Here is an 18235-nt window from a genome sequence, read left to right as displayed (position 1 = left end):
GTGCGTTTCCGGCGCCGCGAACGTTCGAACCACGCAGCAGACCGAACGGGGAACAAATTGAGCACGATCTATGCAGCCGGGGAACCGCCGCGCGTCGTCAGCGCGGCCGCGAGGCTCTACGCGAAATGCCTGCTGGTCGGATTCGCATTGCTGCCGGCCTATCTGATTGCCTATCTGTGGTTCTTCAGCGACCCGCGCGTCGTGTTCGAGAGCCACGCATTCCACGAAATCGCGATCGCGGCCGCCACCCTCGAAGGCGCGTTCGTCACCTACGTGACGTGGGTGTGCTACCGGTCGTCCGGCGAGCCGCTGCTGCGCTGGCTGACACTCGGCTTTCTCGGCTTCGCGATGATCTACGCGCTGCACGGCGTGTTCACCGGAATGGCGCACCACAACATCTGGCTGTTCCTGCTGTACGGGCCCGCGTCGCGCCTCGTGATGTCGATCCTGCTGCTGACGGGCCTGCTGTCGTACTCGAACGTGCCCGATCGCCCGGAAAAGCGTACGCGTGCGCGAACCTGGCTGCCGTGGATCGCCTTCTTCATGATCGTCGATGTGGCGGTCGCGTACATCGCCTATTCGCCGGTCGCCGGTGCGCCGGGCACGCGGTTGTCGATGGAAGGCGGCGCGCTGGTGTTTTCGCTGCTGAACGTCGGCGTGCTGCTCGCACGGCGCATCCGTTCGCCGCTGATGGTGATCTACGGCATGTCGATCATGGCGTTCGCGCTGTCGTCGCTCGCGTTCATCCTCGGCAAGCCGTGGAATCACATGTGGTGGCTCGCGCATGCGATCTTCGCGGGCGGGTTCTTCCTGCTCAGCTATGGCGTCGTGCAGGCGCTGCAGACGACGCGTTCGTTCTCCGCGATCTACAGCCAGGAAGACCTGATGAGCCGGCTGTCGGAATCGATGGCGCGCACCGAGAGCGCGCTGCAGGAGTTGCGGCGCACGAACCAGAAGCTCGAATACATGGCCGCGACCGATCCGATGACGGGTGCGTCGAATCGCCGGCAGTTCATCGCGCAGGTCGAGCGCGAGATCGTGCGCGCGGAGCGCGACGGCACGCCGTTTTGCCTGCTCGCGCTCGATCTCGACAATTTCAAGAACATCAACGATGCGTACGGGCACCAGATCGGCGACGAGGTGCTGCGCGGCGTCGTGCGCCAGTGTCTCGAGGCGATTCGTCCGGCGGGCGCGCTCGCGCGGGTCGGCGGCGAGGAGTTCATGGCGCTGTTGCCCGAGATGCCGCTCGAAGGCGCGCGCATGACGGCCGAGCGCGTGCGTTCGTCGATCGCGAGTGCGCCGTTCGGGCTGGATTTCAAGCGCGTGCAGGTGACGGTCAGCGTCGGCGTCGCGCAGTACGGGGTCGACGGGAGTACGGTCGATACGTTGCTGCGGGCGGTCGATGAACGGCTGTACCAGGCGAAGCGCGACGGGCGCAATCGCGTGGTCGCGCACTGACGAACGACCGCCGTACGTCCGGTTACGTGGCGTGCGCGGATGCGACGCAATGGCGCGATGCGACGTACGCCCGGTTCGCGCGCGACCTGAACGAGGCCCCGCCCGCGTATTCGCGTGCGGGGCTTTCGATTTACTGGCGCGTCATCCATCGAGACGCAATGGCCGCCGCCTTCTCCGGCTGCGCGTCCTGCATCCGCTGTGACGCCTGCCACCAGTACTTGCCCGCGCGCAGTTGCGGATCGCGGATCGCGAGATACGTCGTGCTCCACAGCTGCGCCGCGTTGGCCTCGGTCGCATCCGCGCTGCGCGTGCCGAATGCATCGGTCTGGTACTTGCCGTTGGCGTATGACCAGGTCCACATCTCGGACGTGCGCATGTCGCGTCCGTTCGAGATCACCTGCCAGATCGTCTGCCGTGCCTGTGTCAGCAGCGTGCGCGTCGTGTCCGACAGGTCCTGGCGCGCGAGCTGGCGATCGAGCCCGGCGACCCACATCGCCTGCTGCCACGACCAGATCACCGTGCCGTGATACGCCGAACTCGTGAATGTCGGCCACAGGGCCTGGCTCGCATAGGCGGGGTTCGCGATCAGCATCCCGACATCGGTGACGAGCCCGGTCGGGAACGGCCGCGTGACGTCGGCGACGATCCGCTGGAGCTCGTCGTCCGGCGGCGTGCCGAACAGCAGTGCGAAGCCGCCGTCGGAATTCATCACCGGGATCGACGTGCCCTGCTGGTCGAGCGACAGCGCGTAGAACGTCAGCGGCGCGCTCGGCGCGGTGCCGGCCGGCACGCCGGCGGACGGCGCATAGGTCGACACGTCGGTCGCCGCCTGCGCGGCCGGCACGCTCACCTGGAACAGCGGCGGCGCCTGCTGCTCCCAGGTGGCCGCTTCGGTCGCCGTGTTCGCGAGCGTCGCCCGTTGCCCGGCGTCCAGGTACGGATCGAGCAGGCCGCGCGCGAGGAACGCGTTCGCCGCGCGCAGCGCGGCCGGCACGAGTACCGCATTCACGTCGTACGGGTAGACGCCGCCGCCGAGCCCGTCGGTGCTGTCGCGCCAGTTGCCGACGATCTCGCCGGGCCGCAGGTGGATCAGGTTCGCCACCGACGGCTGTTGCGCGAACGGCTGCGCGGTCGCCGCGACGTGCAGCAGGTTGACGACGAGCCGGCTGCCGTTGGTCTGGCCGTCGCTGCCGCGTTGTGCGAGATAGGCGGCCGCGCGTGCCTGGCCGCGCGAGTCGTCGATCAGCCAGGCCGCCGCGATCGGCGCGAGCAGGTAATCGCTGTCGATCATCTTGTAGTCGTAGGTCGGCGTCGCATCGTTCGGCCGGCCATTCTTCGCGTTGTCGACCAGCGCGAATTCGCCGATGCCTTCCTCGTGCGCGACCTTGCCGTCGCTCGACAGGCGGCTCAGCACCGACGTCAGGCCGGCCTCGATCGCCGCCGGCTCGAGCACCGGCATCAGCATGCGCACCGAGATCAGCGTGTCGCGGCCGAAATAGGTGTCGTACTGCCACGAGCCGGCCAGCAGCTTGTCGTGGAAGCTCAGGAATTCGAGCACGTTCTGGCTGACCGGATCGGGGTTCGCGGACGGCGCGAGCAGGTCGGCGCGCGTGATCGGCGACAACGGCGTCTCGCCCGACAGCGCGTCGACATGCAGTTTCAGCGTGCGTGTGCCGGCCGCCGCGCGCAGTACGAGCTTGCCGCCCGCGGCCGTCGCGATGCTGCCGCCGTCGCGCAGCGTGACGCGCAGCGCGTAGCCGGGGGCGCCGTCGATCCGGTCGCGCTGCCATTGCGCGGCGCTGCCCTGGACCGTCGCGGCGGTGACGATCTCCGGCGGAATCGTCGCGCCGCCGTTGAAGTCGCGCAGGAAGCGCACGTTACTGAGCAGGCCCTGGCGGATCGTCAGCGTATCAGTGTCGACCGACACGTCGGCGCCGATGCCGTGCAGCGGACGACCGTGCGCGTCGGGTGCCGACAGCGCGGACGGCGGCGTGTCGAGACTCCAGTTCACCGGCTGCGCGGTATCGTCGAACCACAGCCCGGTGCCGCTGTTGCCGGCCGGAAACACCACGAGCAGGCGCGGTTTCGTCGACGAACGCGCCAGCAGATGCGCGGCGACCTGGTCCTGCCGGTAGAACGCATTGATCTGGCCGCCGCTATCCATGCGGAACGACAGCGCGGCCTGGTTCGACGGCGGGCTGCCCGACCGGACGTCATCGTCGTTGCAGGCCGCGAGCAGGCCGGCGCAGATGAATCCCGTACACAGCGACTTCGCGAAGCGATGCATGTCATGTCCCTCCAGATGACTGGCGATTTTTTATGAGAATGATCGAATCAACGGGCGCTCGGCCTGCTTCGTCCGGTGCAGCGGCACTCGGATGAATGCGCGATTTAATCCGGACGTGGTGCGGCGCGAATTGGGTGGAATAACCGGCAGGCGATTAAATGCCGGAATTGAAAGGCAACAGGACACTCCGCCCCGGTGAGGCGTGAATGACTTCTTCCACATGCGCCATGGCATGGCGCCAGGGCAACCCGCATGCAGCGGTGAAAAATGGAACGTAAGCAGCCGTACGAATTCTAAAGTTCGGATAAAACCAAAGTCAATAATGAATTTAAAAACTACCGGATAATCGCTTGAAAAGTGGATGCAATTATTGCCTGATTCGTCGGTAAAATGTTCGAATCTGAATGAATTGAAAATAATCGAATTTGAAATGCGGCGAAAATCGATCGGCACTGGATGTCGGTATGGGCGATTTTGCCGGTGCTGGCCGGGCGGTCGAACCGACGGTGGCGGAGTCGCTGAATTCGACGCGGCAGGCGAGCGAGCAATTGGCGTTCCCGCAATGAGGCCGAGTGCGGCCGCGCGACGCCGCTTTCGAGTTCCACCCCCGAACCGCAGTGCACGCGATCCCCCGTCGGGACCGACAGATTTGGTAGGCTTCGAGGGTTGTTCCGCGTTCGATTTCGGTCCTTCGCGGACCCAGGCGTTTCATCGACGGTCGACGGTGGCCGAGGTCGCCTTTGCATCATTTGGGAGAATGCGCGTGCTGCACGTACCCGACGATTCAGTACTCGTATTGGTCGATTTTCAGACCCGACTGATGCCGGCGATCCACGACGGGGCGCTTGTCGTGGCGCAGGCCGTTCGACTCGGCCGTATGGCGCGGATATTCGAGGTGCCGGTCATTGGCACCGAGCAGAGTCCGCTCCGGCTCGGCGAGAACGTGTCGGACATCAAGGGGTTGTGCTCGGACACCGTGGCCAAGGACCATTTCGACGCGTGCGCGGATGGCCTGGCCGATGCGCTTCCGGCCGCACGCAACAATGTCATCGTTGCCGGTTGCGAGGCACACGTCTGCGTGTTGCAGACGGTCTTCGGCCTGTTGCGCCGCGGCCGTAAGGTCACGCTGGTCAGCGACGCCGTGGGCTCCCGCAAAACGGTGGATCGGGATGCGGCGATCGGCAGGCTCGCGGCGAAGGGCGTCGAGATTGCGACCGTCGAGATGATCGGGTTCGAATGGCTCGGGTCCAGTCGGCATCCGCGTTTTCGAGACGCGCTGCAACTGATCAAGTGAATCACGGCGTCCGGGCGCGGCCCGGAACGCCACGCCTGCAACCGGGCAGGCGAACCTCGGGATGCCGTCCGTTGGCGCAGGCAAGTCTGGCAGGCCGGTGCCGGTGCTCGCGAACGGGAGCCTGGCAGCGGCGAGAGAGGTGGAGAAAAAGCGGGCATCGCCGTCGCAGGTGTGAAATGATGCCCGTTTCGATATCCGCTTTCCCGTGGCCGGCGGCGCTTGCCGGCGCGCACGCATGGCGGGGCAGCGGAACATACATGAACGGCAAGGGTTTGGGCCGGAATGGCCAATCAACACGAACTGGAGCAAACGAAGTGATCAGACATATTGTGATGTGGAAGCTGAAGGAATCGGCCGAAGGCGGCACGCGCGCGCAGAACGCGCTGAAGCTGAAGGAAAAGCTCGAAGGCTGCCGCGACCTCGTGCCCGGCATCCTGCAGCTCGACGTCGGCATCGCGACGCCGGGGCTCGAAGCAACGTCGGACGTCGTGCTCGTGTCCGATTTCACGGACCAGGCCGCGCTCGATGCCTACCAGGTACACCCGGTTCACCAGGAAGTGAAGAAATTCATCGTCGCGGTGGCCGAATCGCGCCAGTGCGTCGACTATCTCTCGGAAAGCGCGGCACGATGAGCGACGCGGCATCCCCGACGGACGGCCCGTCGATCGAAAGCCCGTTCGTCGATCTGCTCGGCGTGCGGCTCGTGTCCGCGAAGGATGGTGCGAGCGAGATCGTGCTGCCGCTCGACGAGCGGCACATGAATACGTGGAGCATCGCGCACGGCGGCGTGACGATGACGCTGTCGGACATCGCGCTCGCGATGGCCGCGCGCAGCCTGACCGACGACGGCGTCGGCGTCGTCACGGTCGAGATGAAGGTGAACTTCATGCAGCCGGGGCGCGGCGAGTTGCGCGCGTACGGACGCGTGATGCATCGTTCGACGACGATGGCGTACTGCGAGGGCGAAGTGCGCGACAGCGACGGCAACTTCGTCGCGAAGGCGCTCGGCACGTTCAAGTACATGCGGCGGCTTGCAGTGGGCCGCGACATCAAGCGACAACGCACGCGCACGGCGCCGGGTGTCCAGCCGGGCCCGAGCGACGCGTAAGCGCCGGAACGCGCGGCCCTGCCTGGTCAAGGGCAGGGCCGTTTCGTCGTGCGGCACGGTTTCGCAACGGGATGGCGATACGGCGCGAATGAAGCCAGGGAGGCAGCAATGAACACGGTCAACCGCCAGATCCTGCTCGTGTCACGCCCGCAAGGCGCCGCGAGCGCCGACAACTTCCGGCTCGTCGAAACGCCGCTCGCCCCGCTCGCCGACGGCGAACTGCGGGTGCGCAACCATTTCCTGTCGCTCGATCCGTACATGCGCGGACGCATGAACGACGCGAAGTCGTACGCGGCGCCGCAGCCGTTGAACGAGGTGATGATCGGCGGCACGGCGGGCGAGGTGGTCGAGTCCCGGCACCCGGATTTCGCGGTCGGCGAGCACGTGGTCGGCCAGTTCGGCTGGCAGGAGTACGGCACGTCGAACGGCAGCGGGTTGCGCAAGGTCGACACGTCGCGGGTGCCGCTGTCGGCATGGCTCGGCGTGGCCGGCATGCCGGGCGTGACCGCATGGGTCGGGCTGAACCGGATCATCGCGCCGAAGGCCGGCGAAACCGTCGTCGTCAGCGCGGCGAGCGGCGCGGTCGGCAGCGTCGTCGGCCAGCTCGCGAAACGCGCCGGCTGCCGCGCGGTCGGCATCGCGGGCGGCCCCGACAAGTGCCGCTACGTAGTCGACACGCTTGGCTTCGACGCGTGCGTCGACTACAAGGCCGGCCGGCTGGCCGACGACCTGGCCGCCGCGACGCCGGACGGCGTCGACGGCTGCTTCGAGAACGTCGGCGGCGCGGTGCTCGACGCGACGATGGCGCAGATGAACGCATTCGGCCGGATTGCCGTGTGCGGGATGATCGCCGGCTACGACGGCGTGCCCGCGCCGCTCGCGAATCCGGGCCTGATCCTGCGCTCGCGGCTGACGATGCAGGGCTTCATCGTGTTCGAGCATCCCGACGCGTGGCCGCCCGCGCTGGCCGAGCTGAGCGAACTCGTCGCGACGAAGCAGCTGCATTACCGCGAGACGATCGCGTACGGGCTCGAGCGGGCGCCGGATGCGTTCCTCGGGCTCCTGAAGGGCCGCAATTTCGGCAAGCAGCTCGTGCAGCTCGTCTGACCCGCGCGTGGCATCATGTGACGCTTGTCCGCTCGCGGCGCCGCACGCGCCGTCCTCACCGATGCCGCTGAATCCGAAGATCGCCCAGGTGCTCGACATGGTCGAGCGCGCGAAACGTCCGTCCTATCACCACCAGACGCCGCAGCAGGCGCGTGCCGCGTACGAGAAGAGCGCGCCGATCCTCGACGTCGCACCCGCGCCGATGCATTCGGTCGAGGCCTGCGTCGTGCCGACGCGCGACGGCCGCTCGATCGGCGCTCGGCTTTACCTGCCGGTCGAGCCGAGCCTCGCCGAACCGCTGCCGGCGCTCGTCTATTACCATGGAGGCGGCTTCACGGTCGGCAGCGTCGATACGCACGACGCGCTGTGCCGGATGTTCGCGCGCGACGCGCGGTGCGCGGTGCTGTCGGTCGACTACCGGCTCGCGCCCGAGCACCGGTTCCCGACCGCGGTGAACGACGCCGACGACGCATTGCGCTGGCTGCATCGCGAGGCCGCCGCATTCGGCATCGACGCCACGCGGCTGGCAGTCGGCGGCGATAGCGCGGGCGGCACGCTCGCGACCGTCTGCGCGGTGCTCGCGCGCGACGCGGGCATCGGTCTGGCGCTGCAGATGCTGATCTATCCGGGCGTGACGGGCAACCAGGACACCGAATCGCACGCCCGTCTCGCGAACGGCTACCTGCTGACACAGGACACGATCCAGTGGTTCTTCACGCAATACGTGCGCGATCGTTCCGACCGCGACGACTGGCGTTTCGCGCCGCTCGACGGCGAGCGCGATGCGCCGTCGTTCGCCGGTGTCGCGCCGGCCTGGATCGCGATGGCGGAATACGATCCGCTGAGCGACGAGGGCGCCGCATACGCGGACAAGTTGCGTGCAGCCGGCAATACGGTCACGCTGGTCTGCTATCCGGGGATGATCCACGAGTTCTTCAAGATGGGTGGCTACGTGCCCGAGGTGCGGGCCGCGCATGCCGATGCGGTGGCGGCGCTCAGGGCCGCATTCGACGACGTTTGACGGCGGCGGCGCCCGACGCCGCGCGGAGGAAGCGATGACCGACGGCTGGGTGGAAACGGGCGACTGGGCGGTGCTGGGCGGCGATGCCGCACGCATTCGCGACGCGGTGTTCGTGCGCGAGCAGCGGATTCCGCCGGAATGGGAACTCGACGACGAGGATCCGCTGTCGCTGCACGCGGTGGCTTACCGGGTCGATGCGGCGACCGGCGCACGCCGCGCGGTCGCGACGGGACGGCTGTTGCGCTCCGGCACGATCGGCCGTGTCGCGGTGCTGGCCGACGCGCGCGGGCAGGGCGCCGGGTCGGCCGTGCTGCATGCGTTGCTGGACGCGGCGCGCCACCGCGGCGAGCCGGTCGTGCGGCTCTACGCGCTGGATGCCGCGGTGTCGTTCTATGCGCGGCACGGCTTCGCCGCGATCGGCGAACCGTTCGTCGAAGCGGGCGTGCCGCACGTCGAGATGGCGCGGGCGCCCTAGCGCCGCACGCGCAGGCTCAGCGCGGCTGCGTCGCGTCGATGTCGAACGTGAACGCGCGCTCGAACGTGCCCGGGCGAACGGTGCGGTGCGAGCCGTCGTCGTCGCAGCGCTCCTTGATGTCGACCGTGAGCCGCACGCCTTCCTTCATCGTCACGCGCAGCGCGGTCGTGCCGCGCGTGCCGTATTCGGGCGTCTCGATGAACGCGGCCGACAGCGCACGCTCGCGCTCGATCGGAATGCCGGTGTGCGGCAGCGCGTCGTCGTCCGCGACATGCGGATCGCGCATCAGTTCGATCAGTTCGTCGAGCGACGGAGTCGGGTTGTCGGTCAGCAGCGTGCCGAGTTCCGCGCGCTTGCGCACGACTTTCGGCCAGGGCGTATCGAGCCGCGCGTTCGACAGCGCATGCACGCCGGCGCCGATCGCGACCGGCGCGGCGACACCGGTTTCGCCTTCGGCCGCGCGGTTGCAGAACCACGCGAGTTCGCGCCGCTTCCAGTCGCCGGCCAGCAGGTTGAAGCCGTTGTATACGGCCGCGTGCTCGGCCAGTTCGCGGAGGTAATCGAGCGGCGCGACGGACGGGCTGCGGAGGAAATCGGACACGAGCTTGCCGCGGGTCGGCGCGCCCGCGCGAATGTCGAACGGCGCGCGGTAATTGGTCAGCGCCGCGAAGCGGCCGTCGCGCGACACGCCGAGCCACGTGCCGCCCGCTTCGAGATCGCGGCCGGCCAGCACGCCCGGCACGTCCTCCCACCACGAAAGCGGCGCACTCGTACGGCGAAAGAATTCGTCGCGGTTGGCGGTCAGGGTAAAGACAGGACCGGCGGCGGCATCAGGCTGCCAGTCGAACGCAATCAGACACATCGGACGAATCTCTCGCAGGAAACATCGGGCGCCGGCCGCCATCTGCGAGCCGGCGTGCGAACGGGTTGTCAGTGCGTCACGCTTCCGTCGGCCACGCGTACGGCAGCGCGTCGAACGCAAGCGCCGGACCGTCGGCCGAACCGAGGTGCACCGTGCCGTCGTCGAGCGCGGCCAGCTTGATCTCGACGAGCGCGTCGACGCCGCCCGCGGGCGCGGCCGCCGCGGTGACGATCATCCCGCACGGCTGGCCCGGGTCGTCGCTGTGGAACAGCTCGACGCCAGCATGCACGGTGTCGGTCTCGCCGGCGACGTTCGCGAGCGCGGTGCGGCGCTTGATCGTGCCGCGGTACTGGCTGCGCGCGACGATCTCCTGGCCCGGGTAGCACCCCTTCCTGAAGTTAACGGCGCCGATCACGTCGAAGTTGACCATTTGCGGCACGAACTGTTCGACGGCCGGCTGCGTGATGCGCGGCTCGCCCGCGCGTATGTCGAGCCAGTCCCAGACGGCCGGCGACACGACCGGCAGCGTGCCGGCGAGCGTGGCGAGACGCGCGTCGACTTCCGCGCGCGGCCCGATCCACAGGTAGCGCTTGCGGCCGGCCGCGTCCGGCACGCGGATCAGCGCCCCGGCCGGGCCGTCGACCTTCACGTGCACGCCGTCCGGCAGCGCGTCGAAGATGCCCGACAGCGCCTCGCGCACGTCGCCCGCGAAGCCGACCACCGCGAGCGTGTCGCTCGCGTCCGTCAGCTTCGCCTTCGCACGCAGCACGAACATTGACAACCGTTTCTGCACGGCGGCCTGGACGTCCTTCGAGACCAGCAGGCGCACGCCGTGACCGGCGCGCCATGCGAGGAACGACGCGAGCAGGCGGCCCTTCGCCGAACAGTAGCCGGACAGGCGCGCGCTCGCGGCATCGAGATGCTCGATGTCGTTGGTGAGCTGGCTGTGCAGGAACGTCGCGGCGTCGTCGCCGGCCACGTCGATCACGCCGAACTGCGCGAGCGGCATGCAGGCGCCCGGCGCGTCGAAATCGGCAGCGGACGGACGGGGGAAAACGGGGAGCGAGGCAGATGCGGCCTGGGCAGCCGGTGAAGCGAACGGTGTGCTCATGGAATGAGGGGACAGTCAACCCTGACTTTGACGAAGGCGAGCAAGTATTATATGGGTCTTACCTGAGTCTCGTTTCCATGTCCCTACTGAAGAAATGCGCCGCGACGGTCGTGGCGCTGGTCGTCGTTGTGGCCGCTGCCGGCGCGGGCGGCGGGTATTACTGGGCGACCCGGCCGCTGCTGCTGGGCGCTGCAGCGCTCGACGTCACGATCAAGCCGCGCAGCAGCGTGAAGAGCGTCGCGCTGCAGCTCAAGCGCGGCGGCGTGCCGATGGCGCCGCTCGGCTTCGTCGCGATGACGCGCCTGCTCGGGCTGTCGAGCCGGCTCAAGTCCGGCAACTACGAATTCAAGACCGGCATCACGCCGTACGACGTGCTGCAGAAGATCGCGCGCGGCGACGTGAACGAGTACGTCGCGACCGTGATCGAAGGCTGGACCTTCAAGCGGATGCGCGCGGAACTCGACGGCAATCCCGATCTCGCGCACGCGACGGCCGGCATGAGCGACGCCGAGCTGCTGCGCGCGATCGGCGCATCGGACAGCGCGATCCAGCGCGCGAGTGGCGAGGGGCTGTTTTTCCCCGACACCTACCTGTTCGACAAGGGCACGAGCGACCTGAACATCTACCGGCGCGCGTACCACCTGATGCAGACGCGCCTCGACGAAGCGTGGGCCGCACGTGCGCCGGGGCTGCCGTACAAGACGCCTTACGAAGTGCTGACGATCGCGTCGATCGTCGAAAAGGAAACGGGCCACGCGGCCGATCGCGCGTTCGTCGCGGCGGTGTTCGCGAACCGGCTGCGCATCGGCATGCCGCTGCAGACCGATCCATCGGTGATCTACGGCCTCGGCGACACGTACGACGGCCGCCTGCGCAAGCGCGACCTGCAGGCCGACACTCCTTACAATACCTATACGCGCCGCGGACTGCCGCCGACGCCGATCGCCTTGCCGGGCGTCGCCTCGCTGCAGGCGGCGATCAATCCGGCCCCGACGAGCGCGCTCTATTTCGTCGCGAAGGGCGACGGCACGAGCGTGTTCTCGGACACGCTCGGCGATCACAACAAGGCCGTGGACAAGTACATACGAGGTCAATAATGGCGAGCGGTAAATTCATCACGTTCGAAGGCATCGACGGGGCGGGGAAGACCACCCACCTGCAATGGTTCTGCGAGCGCCTCCAGGCCAGGCTGGCCGCGAGCGGCCGGCAGGTCGTCGTCACCCGCGAGCCGGGCGGCACGCAGCTCGGCGAGAAGCTGCGCGAGATCCTGCTGAACCAGCCGATGGATCTCGAGACCGAAGCGCTGCTGATGTTCGCCGCGCGGCGCGAGCACCTCGCACTCGTGATCGAGCCCGCGCTCGCGCGCGGCGACTGGGTCGTGTCCGATCGCTTCACCGACGCGACGTTCGCGTACCAGGGCGGCGGCCGCGGGCTGCCGCGCGACAAGCTCGAGACGCTCGAACGCTGGGTGCAGGGCGGGTTCCAGCCCGACCTGACGGTGCTGTTCGACGTCGCACCGCAGGTGGCGAGCGAGCGCCGCGGTGCCGCGCGCATGCCCGACAAGTTCGAAAGCGAGTCGGACGCGTTTTTCTCGCGCACCCGCGGCGAATACCTGCGGCGCGCGGAAGAGGCGCCGCACCGCTTCGCGATCGTCGACGCGACGCAGACGATTCCCGAGATCCGCCAGCAGCTCGAACGCGTGCTCGCCGCGCTGTAACCCGAAGGAACGCATCACATGATCTATCCGTGGCAGACCGACGACTGGAACCGTCTGCAGCAGCTGCGCCCGCAATGGCCGCATGCACTGCTGTTGCATGGCCAGGCCGGAATCGGCAAGCTGCAGTTCGCCCAGCATCTCGCGCGGGGCTTCCTGTGCGAAGCGCCGCAGCCGGACGGCGAGCCGTGCGGCACCTGCGCGGCCTGCACGTGGTTCGCGCAGGGCAACCATCCGGACTACCGGATCGTGCTGCCCGAGGCGCTCGCGGGCGAAGCGCCGGGCGCGGCCGACGACGCGAAGCCGGCCGACGCGGACGAAGGCGGCAAGAAGACGCGCGCGCCGAGCAAGGAGATCAAGATCGAGCAGGTGCGTGCGCTGCTCGACTTCTGCGGGGTCGGATCGCACCGCGGCGGCGCGCGCGTCGTCGTGCTGTATCCGGCCGAGGCGCTGAACGTCGCCGCGTCGAATGCGCTGCTGAAGACACTGGAGGAGCCGCCGTCCGGCGTCGTGTTCCTGCTGGTGTCCGCGCGCATCGACCGGCTGCTGCCGACCATCATCAGCCGCTGCCGGCAGTGGCCGATGACCGTGCCGGCGCCCGACGCGGCCGCGGCGTGGCTCGCGGCGCAGGGCGTCGACGATGCGCGCGCGCTGCTCGCCGAGGCCGGCGGCGCGCCGCTCGCCGCGCTGGCGCTGGCGAGCGACGAGAACCGGCCGCTGCGCGATTTCACGCTCGGCCAGCTCGCGGCCGGCGCCGCGTGCGATCCGTTCGCCTGCGGCGAGACGCTGCAGAAGCTGCCGGTTCCGCTGGTGCTCGGCTGGCTGCAGCGCTGGCTGTACGATCTGCTCGCGCAGCGGATGGCGGGCGCGCCGCGCTACTTCCCGACGCAGGCGGCGGCGCTCGCGCGTTGCGCGCAAGCCGTCGACGCGAGTGCGTTCGCGCGCTTCATGAAGGCCGTGACGCGCCAGCGCACCGTCGAGAACCATCCGCTCAATGCGCGGCTCGTTTTCGAGGAACTGTTTCTCGGCTATCGGGAAATGTTCGCGTGAGCGCACATTGTTTCCCCGGGGTGGGGAAACGATTGCCGGCGAGCGCATGAGCGCCCGTCTTACGTATTCAGGAAACACGATGTTCGTCGATTCTCACTGTCACATCAATTTCAAGGGTCTCGCCGACCGCCTGCCTGCCGTGCTGGAGAACATGCGCGAGCACGACGTCACGCACGCGCTGTGCGTGTCGGTCGACTTCGAGACGCTGCCCGACGTGCTCGCGATCGCGCAGGCGCACGACAACGTCTATGCGTCGGTCGGCGTGCATCCGGATCACGAGGACGCACGGGAGCCGACGCTCGCGGAGCTGATCGAGCTGGCCGCGCACCCGAAGGTCGTCGCGATCGGCGAGACGGGCCTCGACTACTACCGCCTCGAAGGCCGCTCGATCGCCGACATGGAGTGGCAGCGCGAACGCTTTCGCACGCATATCCGCGCGGCGACCGCGACGATGAAGCCGCTGATCATCCATACGCGCTCGTCTTCGGAAGACACGCTGCGGATCATGGCCGAGGAGCGCGCGGACGTGCCGGGCGGCGTGATGCACTGCTTCACCGAGCCGTGGCCCGTGGCCGAGCAGGCGCTCGCGCAGAACTTCCATATCTCGCTGTCGGGGATCGTCACCTTCAAGAACGCGACCGACGTGCAGGACGTCGCGCGGCGCGTGCCGCTCGACCGGCTGCTGATCGAGACCGACTCGCCGTACCTCGCGCCGGTGCCGTATCGCGGCAAGCCGAATGAACCTGCGTACGTCAGCCATGTCGGACGCTTTATCGCATCCGAGCGCGGGATCGCCGTCGAGGCGCTGGCCGATGCGACGACGCAGAACTTTTTCCGGCTGTTCAAGATCGCCCGCTAACGACGCGCGTCCAGCCGACAACCCAGGGAAGGAGCCCACAACAATGACGAAGCCGACCACATATCTGCCCAAGCGCGCACTCGTCGCCGCCGCGCTCGTCGCGAGCGGCCTCATTGCCGCCGCCGGCGCGCATGCCGAGTCGCTCGACGCGATCGTCAAGGCGGTCAAGTTCGACGACATCGACGACATCGGCAAGCAGTTGAAGAGCGGCAAGCTCGATCCGAACACGCTCGCGCCCAACGGCGATCCGCTGCTCGTGATCGCCGCACGCGAGAAATCCGACAAGGTCGCGGCGGCGCTCGCCACGACGCCGAACGTCGACCTCGAGAAGGAAGACAAGGCGGGCGAGAACGCGCTGATGCTCGCGTCGCTGAATGGCGACGTCGGGCTCGTCAAGCTGCTGATCGACAAGGGCGCGGAAGTCAGCAAGAAGGGCTGGGCGCCGCTGCATTACGCGGCCACCAACGGCCAGGACGCGGTCGTCAGGGTCCTGCTCGACCACGACGCGTATATCGACACCGCGTCGCCGAACGGCACGACGCCGTTGATGATGGCCGCGCGCGGCAACCATGCGACGACCGTCAACCTGCTGCTCGACCAGGGTGCCGATCCGCAGGTGAAGAACCAGCTCGGCATCACCGCGCTCGAGTTCGCGAAGCACTACAAGGCGCCGGACGCGATCGACATCCTGAGCAAGCGGACGGTGCGCGTCGGCGCATCGGCGCCGGCAGATGCCCAAAAGAGTGCAAAATGACGGTTTTCGGCGCGGTGGCGCAGCGCCCGGCCGGCCGGAGCGCGGCCGGCAGCGGGCGTCCGGCCGCCGCGCCGGTCAGCGCAGTGAGCGGCCTGGGCCGCATTGACATAAGGAACACCATGTTGCGGGCTATGTTTTGTGCCGCGGCGTTTGCCGTGCCGTTGTCGGCTGCGGCTTTCACGGGCGCGGATCTCGACCGGCTGTGCGCGAAGACGGACGTCAAGTCGCGGGCGTCGTGCGCGGCCTACATCGAAGGCGCCGCCGATGGCGTCTACAACACCATCGACGCGATCGGCGGCACCACCGGGCCGCGCGTCGGGCAGTATTTCTGCCTGCCGCCCGACATCCGGGCACAGCAGATGACCGACGCGGTGCGCAAGTACATCGCGGAGAACCCGAAGCTTGCCGACTACAACGCGAGCACCGCGGTGTCGCTCGGTCTCGGCAAGGCGTTTCCGTGCCGGGGCGGCAACTGATCTGATGCCGGTCCGGGCGCGCGCGTCGCCCGGACGTCGCCGACGCATCCAGGACGAGGCCGCCGCGCCTCATAACCGAAGTATCCCGGGCGCCGATGATTTCAATCGAGGAAGTGCGGCGCGTCGCCGATGCGCCGCTGCATACGTGGCTCGGCACGCTGTGCGTGTCGGTCATCGTCGTACTCGTCGTCGTGATCGGGCATCGTCTCGGTGCACGCATCGTCAAGCGGATCGCGCGGCCGTATCCGCTGATGAGCGCGATCCTGCGCTACATCGACAAACCGTCGCTCGTCACGCTCGGGCTGCTCGCGCTCGAATTCCTGTGGGTCCAGGCGGACGACGGCATGTCATTCGTAGGCGGAATGCGTACCGCGGCCGCGGTCGGCTCGATCGTGGCGCTGACCTGGCTGCTGGTGCGGCTCGCGGCCGGGGTCGGCGATGCGATCATCCAGGCCCATCCGATGGATGCGGCCGACAACCTCCACGCGCGGCGCGTCCACACACAGGCCAGGGTGCTCGTGCGTACCGTGATGGTGCTCATCGTGATCATCGGCACGGGTGCCGCGCTGATGACGTTCCCGAACGTGCGGCAGATCGGCGCGAGCCTGCTGGCGTCGGCCGGCGTCGCGGGGCTGGTTGCCGGCATCGCCGCGCGGCCGGTGCTCGGCAACCTGATCGCCGGGCTGCAGATCGCGCTCACGCAGCCGATCCGGCTCGACGACGTCGTCGTGATCCAGGGCGAGTGGGGCCGCATCGAGGAAATCACCGGCTCGTTCGTGTCGGTGCGGCTGTGGGACCAGCGCCGGCTTGTCGTCCCGTTGCAGTGGATCATCGAAAACCCGTTCACGAACTGGACGCGCAGCAGCTCGGAGATCATCGGCACGGTGTACCTGCCGGTCGACTACCGCACACCGCTCGCGCCGCTGCGCGAGGAGCTCGCGCGGCTCGTCCACGCGGCGCCCGAGTGGGACGGCCGCGTGCAGGTGCTGCAGGTCACCGACGCGACCGAGCGCACGATGCAGTTGCGCGCGCTCGTCAGCGCGGTTGATTCGTCGGCATGCTGGGACCTGCGCTGCCGCGTGCGCGAAGGGTTGATCGCCTACCTGCAGGCGCGCTTTCCGCAATGCCTGCCGCGCAGCCGGATGGAACTGTATCCGCACGAATCCGCGCCGGGCGAGCCGAGTCCCGAACGGCCGCACGCGCGGCCGCCTGCCGCCAGCACGGCGGCCAACACCGCGGCCGATCCGAAGGCAACCGAAGGCCGCTGAACGCGCGCCGGTAGCCGTTGCCATTTTTCTCCCATGACCGCGCTGAAGCCGCTCGCCATTGCCAACTACCGCTCGCTGCGCGAGCTGATCGCGCCAATCGCGGCGCTCACCGTCGTCACGGGACCGAACGGCAGCGGCAAGTCGAGCGTGTACCGTGCGCTGCGGCTGCTCGCCGATACCGCGCAGGGGCGCGTGATTCCGTCGCTCGCGCGCGAAGGCGGGCTGCCCTCGACGTTGTGGGCCGGCCCCGAGCGCTTTTCGCGTTCGATGCTCGCCGGCGACACGCCGGTGACCGGCACGGTGCGCAATGGACCCGTGAGCCTCAAGCTCGGTTTCGCGGGCGACGATTTCGGCTATGCGATCGATCTCGGCATGCCGACCCCGAGCCGGTCGCAGTTCGCGCGCGATCCTGTCGTGAAGCGCGAATGCATCTGGGGCGGCGCGCTGCTGCGTCCGTCGACGCTGCTGGTCGACCGGCAGGGCGCGCAGATTCGCACCCGCACCGGCGCGGGCGACTGGCACACCGTGCCGCAGCCGGTCGCGAGTTTCGACAGCAAGATGACCGAGTTCGCGGATCCGGCCGGCGCGCCGGAGATGATCGCGGTGCGCGAGCGGATCCGGTCGTGGCGTTTCTACGATCATTTCCGGACCGACGCACAGGCGCCGGCCCGGCAGTCGCACATCGGCACCCATACGCCGGTGCTCGCGGACGACGGCGCCGATCTGGCCGCCGCGCTGCAGACGATCCGTGAGATCGGCGACGCCGCCGCGCTCGATGCGGCGATCGACGACGCGTTCCCCGGCGCGTCGATCGACATCGACAATCCGGGCGGCCGCGGCCGCTTCGACGTGTCGATGCGCCAGCCGGGGTTGCTGCGGCCGCTGTCGGCCGCCGAGCTGTCGGACGGCACGCTGCGCTACCTGCTGCTCGCGGCCGCGCTGCTGACGCCGCGGCCGCCCGCGCTGATGGTGCTGAACGAACCGGAGACGAGCCTGCACCCCGATCTGCTGCCGGCGCTCGGCCGCCTGATCGCGCAGGCCGCGCAGCGTTCGCAGGTGCTGGTCGTGTCGCACGCGGCGCGGCTCATCGCGACGCTCGAACGCGAGGCCGGCTGTGAATCGCTGATGCTCGACAAGCAGCTCGGCGCGACCGTGCTCGTCGATGCGGACACGCGCGAACTGCCGCGATGGAAGTGGCCGTCGCGCTGACGGGCGGGGTGGAGCGCGCGCGGCTCGCCGCCGGCGGCATGCCGTCGGTAGCCGCCGCCGCGGTCCGGTCGCACCGAAGCGGTGCGGGCGGGCCCGAGGATGAATGTATCCTGTCTGTAACAACCCCCATAAAATGAAAGACCGGCGCTTCCGGGCGCCGGGATCGCGAATAATAATGCGAT

The 18235-nt window shown here is 68.4% G+C and carries 19 protein-coding genes; 15 read left to right on the top strand and 4 right to left on the bottom strand.

Annotated elements, in window-relative coordinates:
* The first annotated feature begins 57 nt into the window (after positions 1–57).
* Positions 58–1458 (top strand): sensor domain-containing diguanylate cyclase, encoded by a 1401-nt coding sequence (locus DIE21_RS16275; protein ID WP_124498658.1) that lies wholly within the window; start codon positions 58–60, stop codon positions 1456–1458.
* Positions 1459–1588: 130 nt separating this feature from the next.
* On the opposite strand, the gene DIE21_RS16270 is transcribed toward DIE21_RS16275, so the two are convergent.
* Complete coding sequence (locus tag DIE21_RS16270) at positions 1589–3745, bottom strand: hypothetical protein (RefSeq protein WP_124498657.1); 2157 nt, start codon at positions 3743–3745, stop codon at positions 1589–1591.
* A 30-nt stretch (positions 3746–3775) separates the two neighbouring features.
* Positions 3776–4198 carry a hypothetical protein gene (locus DIE21_RS16265; RefSeq protein ID WP_124498656.1) on the bottom strand — a complete coding sequence of 141 codons (423 nt, stop codon included), beginning with the start codon at positions 4196–4198 and terminating at the stop codon, positions 3776–3778.
* A gap of 310 nt (positions 4199–4508) precedes the next feature.
* Here DIE21_RS16265 and DIE21_RS16260 point away from each other — a divergent pair, with 310 nt between their 5' ends.
* The 6 genes from DIE21_RS16260 to DIE21_RS16235 all read left to right on the top strand — a co-directional run bounded on the left by DIE21_RS16260 (position 4509) and on the right by DIE21_RS16235 (position 8750).
* Positions 4509–5039 (top strand): isochorismatase family protein, encoded by a 531-nt coding sequence (locus DIE21_RS16260; RefSeq protein WP_124498655.1) that lies wholly within the window; start codon positions 4509–4511, stop codon positions 5037–5039.
* A gap of 314 nt (positions 5040–5353) precedes the next feature.
* A complete protein-coding gene (locus DIE21_RS16255; RefSeq protein ID WP_124498654.1) occupies positions 5354–5671 on the top strand; it encodes a Dabb family protein in 318 nt (105 codons plus the stop codon).
* Complete coding sequence (locus DIE21_RS16250) at positions 5668–6147, top strand: PaaI family thioesterase (RefSeq protein ID WP_124498653.1); 480 nt, start codon at positions 5668–5670, stop codon at positions 6145–6147. The genes DIE21_RS16255 and DIE21_RS16250 overlap by 4 nt, the downstream gene beginning before the upstream one ends.
* 108 nt (positions 6148–6255) lie before the next feature.
* On the top strand, positions 6256–7254 hold the full coding sequence (locus DIE21_RS16245) for an NADP-dependent oxidoreductase (RefSeq protein WP_124498652.1): 999 nt from the start codon (positions 6256–6258) through the stop codon (positions 7252–7254).
* A gap of 61 nt (positions 7255–7315) precedes the next feature.
* Entirely contained in the window at positions 7316–8275 is a 960-nt protein-coding gene (locus tag DIE21_RS16240; RefSeq protein ID WP_124498651.1) for an alpha/beta hydrolase, read from the top strand.
* Between the two features lie 34 nt (positions 8276–8309).
* A complete protein-coding gene (locus tag DIE21_RS16235) occupies positions 8310–8750 on the top strand; it encodes a GNAT family N-acetyltransferase (RefSeq protein WP_124498650.1) in 441 nt (146 codons plus the stop codon).
* A gap of 16 nt (positions 8751–8766) precedes the next feature.
* On the opposite strand, the gene DIE21_RS16230 is transcribed toward DIE21_RS16235, so the two are convergent.
* Both DIE21_RS16230 and DIE21_RS16225 read right to left on the bottom strand, forming a co-directional pair.
* Positions 8767–9612, bottom strand: a complete 846-nt coding sequence (locus DIE21_RS16230) for an NRDE family protein (RefSeq protein WP_124498649.1) — start codon at positions 9610–9612, stop codon at positions 8767–8769.
* A 76-nt stretch (positions 9613–9688) separates the two neighbouring features.
* A complete protein-coding gene (locus DIE21_RS16225; protein WP_124498648.1) occupies positions 9689–10723 on the bottom strand; it encodes a folate-binding protein YgfZ in 1035 nt (344 codons plus the stop codon).
* A gap of 77 nt (positions 10724–10800) precedes the next feature.
* Between DIE21_RS16225 and mltG the strand changes: the two genes are divergently transcribed.
* The 8 genes from mltG (at position 10801) to DIE21_RS16185 (ending at position 18053) form a co-directional block, all read left to right on the top strand.
* Positions 10801–11820, top strand: coding sequence for an endolytic transglycosylase MltG (mltG, locus tag DIE21_RS16220; RefSeq protein WP_124498647.1), 1020 nt, complete (start codon positions 10801–10803; stop codon positions 11818–11820).
* A complete protein-coding gene (tmk, locus tag DIE21_RS16215; RefSeq protein ID WP_124498646.1) occupies positions 11820–12440 on the top strand; it encodes a dTMP kinase in 621 nt (206 codons plus the stop codon). Before mltG ends, tmk begins: the two co-directional genes overlap by 1 nt.
* Before the next feature lie 18 nt (positions 12441–12458).
* Positions 12459–13487, top strand: a complete 1029-nt coding sequence (locus DIE21_RS16210) for a DNA polymerase III subunit delta' (protein ID WP_124498645.1) — start codon at positions 12459–12461, stop codon at positions 13485–13487.
* 79 nt (positions 13488–13566) lie between these two features.
* Positions 13567–14346: a TatD family hydrolase gene (locus DIE21_RS16205; RefSeq protein ID WP_059538079.1), complete on the top strand. Its 780-nt coding sequence runs from the start codon at positions 13567–13569 to the stop codon at positions 14344–14346.
* 43 nt (positions 14347–14389) lie between these two features.
* On the top strand, positions 14390–15100 hold the full coding sequence (locus tag DIE21_RS16200) for an ankyrin repeat domain-containing protein (RefSeq protein WP_124498644.1): 711 nt from the start codon (positions 14390–14392) through the stop codon (positions 15098–15100).
* Positions 15101–15219: 119 nt separating this feature from the next.
* The gene (locus DIE21_RS16195; protein ID WP_011885036.1) at positions 15220–15576 is read left to right on the top strand and encodes a Rap1a/Tai family immunity protein; all 357 of its coding nucleotides are present in this window, start codon (positions 15220–15222) and stop codon (positions 15574–15576) included.
* A 95-nt stretch (positions 15577–15671) separates the two neighbouring features.
* Positions 15672–16844: a mechanosensitive ion channel family protein gene (locus DIE21_RS16190; RefSeq protein WP_124498643.1), complete on the top strand. Its 1173-nt coding sequence runs from the start codon at positions 15672–15674 to the stop codon at positions 16842–16844.
* Positions 16845–16877: 33 nt separating this feature from the next.
* Positions 16878–18053: an AAA family ATPase gene (locus DIE21_RS16185; protein ID WP_124498642.1), complete on the top strand. Its 1176-nt coding sequence runs from the start codon at positions 16878–16880 to the stop codon at positions 18051–18053.
* Positions 18054–18235: the final 182 nt, after the last annotated feature.

This window comes from Burkholderia sp. Bp9140 (assembly GCF_003853425.1).
Classification (GTDB): domain Bacteria; phylum Pseudomonadota; class Gammaproteobacteria; order Burkholderiales; family Burkholderiaceae; genus Burkholderia.
This window is presented reverse-complemented; position numbering and strand designations above follow the sequence as displayed.

What these genes read in the sequence shown, in the direction of transcription:
- tmk (WP_124498646.1), top strand. Translation starts at nt 11,820, where the DNA reads ATGGCGAGCGGTAAATTCATCACGTTCGAAGGCATCGACGGGGCGGGG.
- DIE21_RS16225 (WP_124498648.1), bottom strand. Translation starts at nt 10,723, where the DNA reads ATGAGCACACCGTTCGCTTCACCGGCTGCCCAGGCCGCATCTGCCTCG.
- DIE21_RS16205 (WP_059538079.1), top strand. Translation starts at nt 13,567, where the DNA reads ATGTTCGTCGATTCTCACTGTCACATCAATTTCAAGGGTCTCGCCGAC.
- DIE21_RS16185 (WP_124498642.1), top strand. Translation starts at nt 16,878, where the DNA reads ATGACCGCGCTGAAGCCGCTCGCCATTGCCAACTACCGCTCGCTGCGC.
- mltG (WP_124498647.1), top strand. Translation starts at nt 10,801, where the DNA reads ATGTCCCTACTGAAGAAATGCGCCGCGACGGTCGTGGCGCTGGTCGTC.
- DIE21_RS16195 (WP_011885036.1), top strand. Translation starts at nt 15,220, where the DNA reads ATGTTGCGGGCTATGTTTTGTGCCGCGGCGTTTGCCGTGCCGTTGTCG.
- DIE21_RS16270 (WP_124498657.1), bottom strand. Translation starts at nt 3,745, where the DNA reads ATGCATCGCTTCGCGAAGTCGCTGTGTACGGGATTCATCTGCGCCGGC.
- DIE21_RS16210 (WP_124498645.1), top strand. Translation starts at nt 12,459, where the DNA reads ATGATCTATCCGTGGCAGACCGACGACTGGAACCGTCTGCAGCAGCTG.
- DIE21_RS16240 (WP_124498651.1), top strand. Translation starts at nt 7,316, where the DNA reads ATGCCGCTGAATCCGAAGATCGCCCAGGTGCTCGACATGGTCGAGCGC.
- DIE21_RS16235 (WP_124498650.1), top strand. Translation starts at nt 8,310, where the DNA reads ATGACCGACGGCTGGGTGGAAACGGGCGACTGGGCGGTGCTGGGCGGC.
- DIE21_RS16250 (WP_124498653.1), top strand. Translation starts at nt 5,668, where the DNA reads ATGAGCGACGCGGCATCCCCGACGGACGGCCCGTCGATCGAAAGCCCG.
- DIE21_RS16230 (WP_124498649.1), bottom strand. Translation starts at nt 9,612, where the DNA reads ATGTGTCTGATTGCGTTCGACTGGCAGCCTGATGCCGCCGCCGGTCCT.
- DIE21_RS16245 (WP_124498652.1), top strand. Translation starts at nt 6,256, where the DNA reads ATGAACACGGTCAACCGCCAGATCCTGCTCGTGTCACGCCCGCAAGGC.
- DIE21_RS16200 (WP_124498644.1), top strand. Translation starts at nt 14,390, where the DNA reads ATGACGAAGCCGACCACATATCTGCCCAAGCGCGCACTCGTCGCCGCC.
- DIE21_RS16190 (WP_124498643.1), top strand. Translation starts at nt 15,672, where the DNA reads ATGATTTCAATCGAGGAAGTGCGGCGCGTCGCCGATGCGCCGCTGCAT.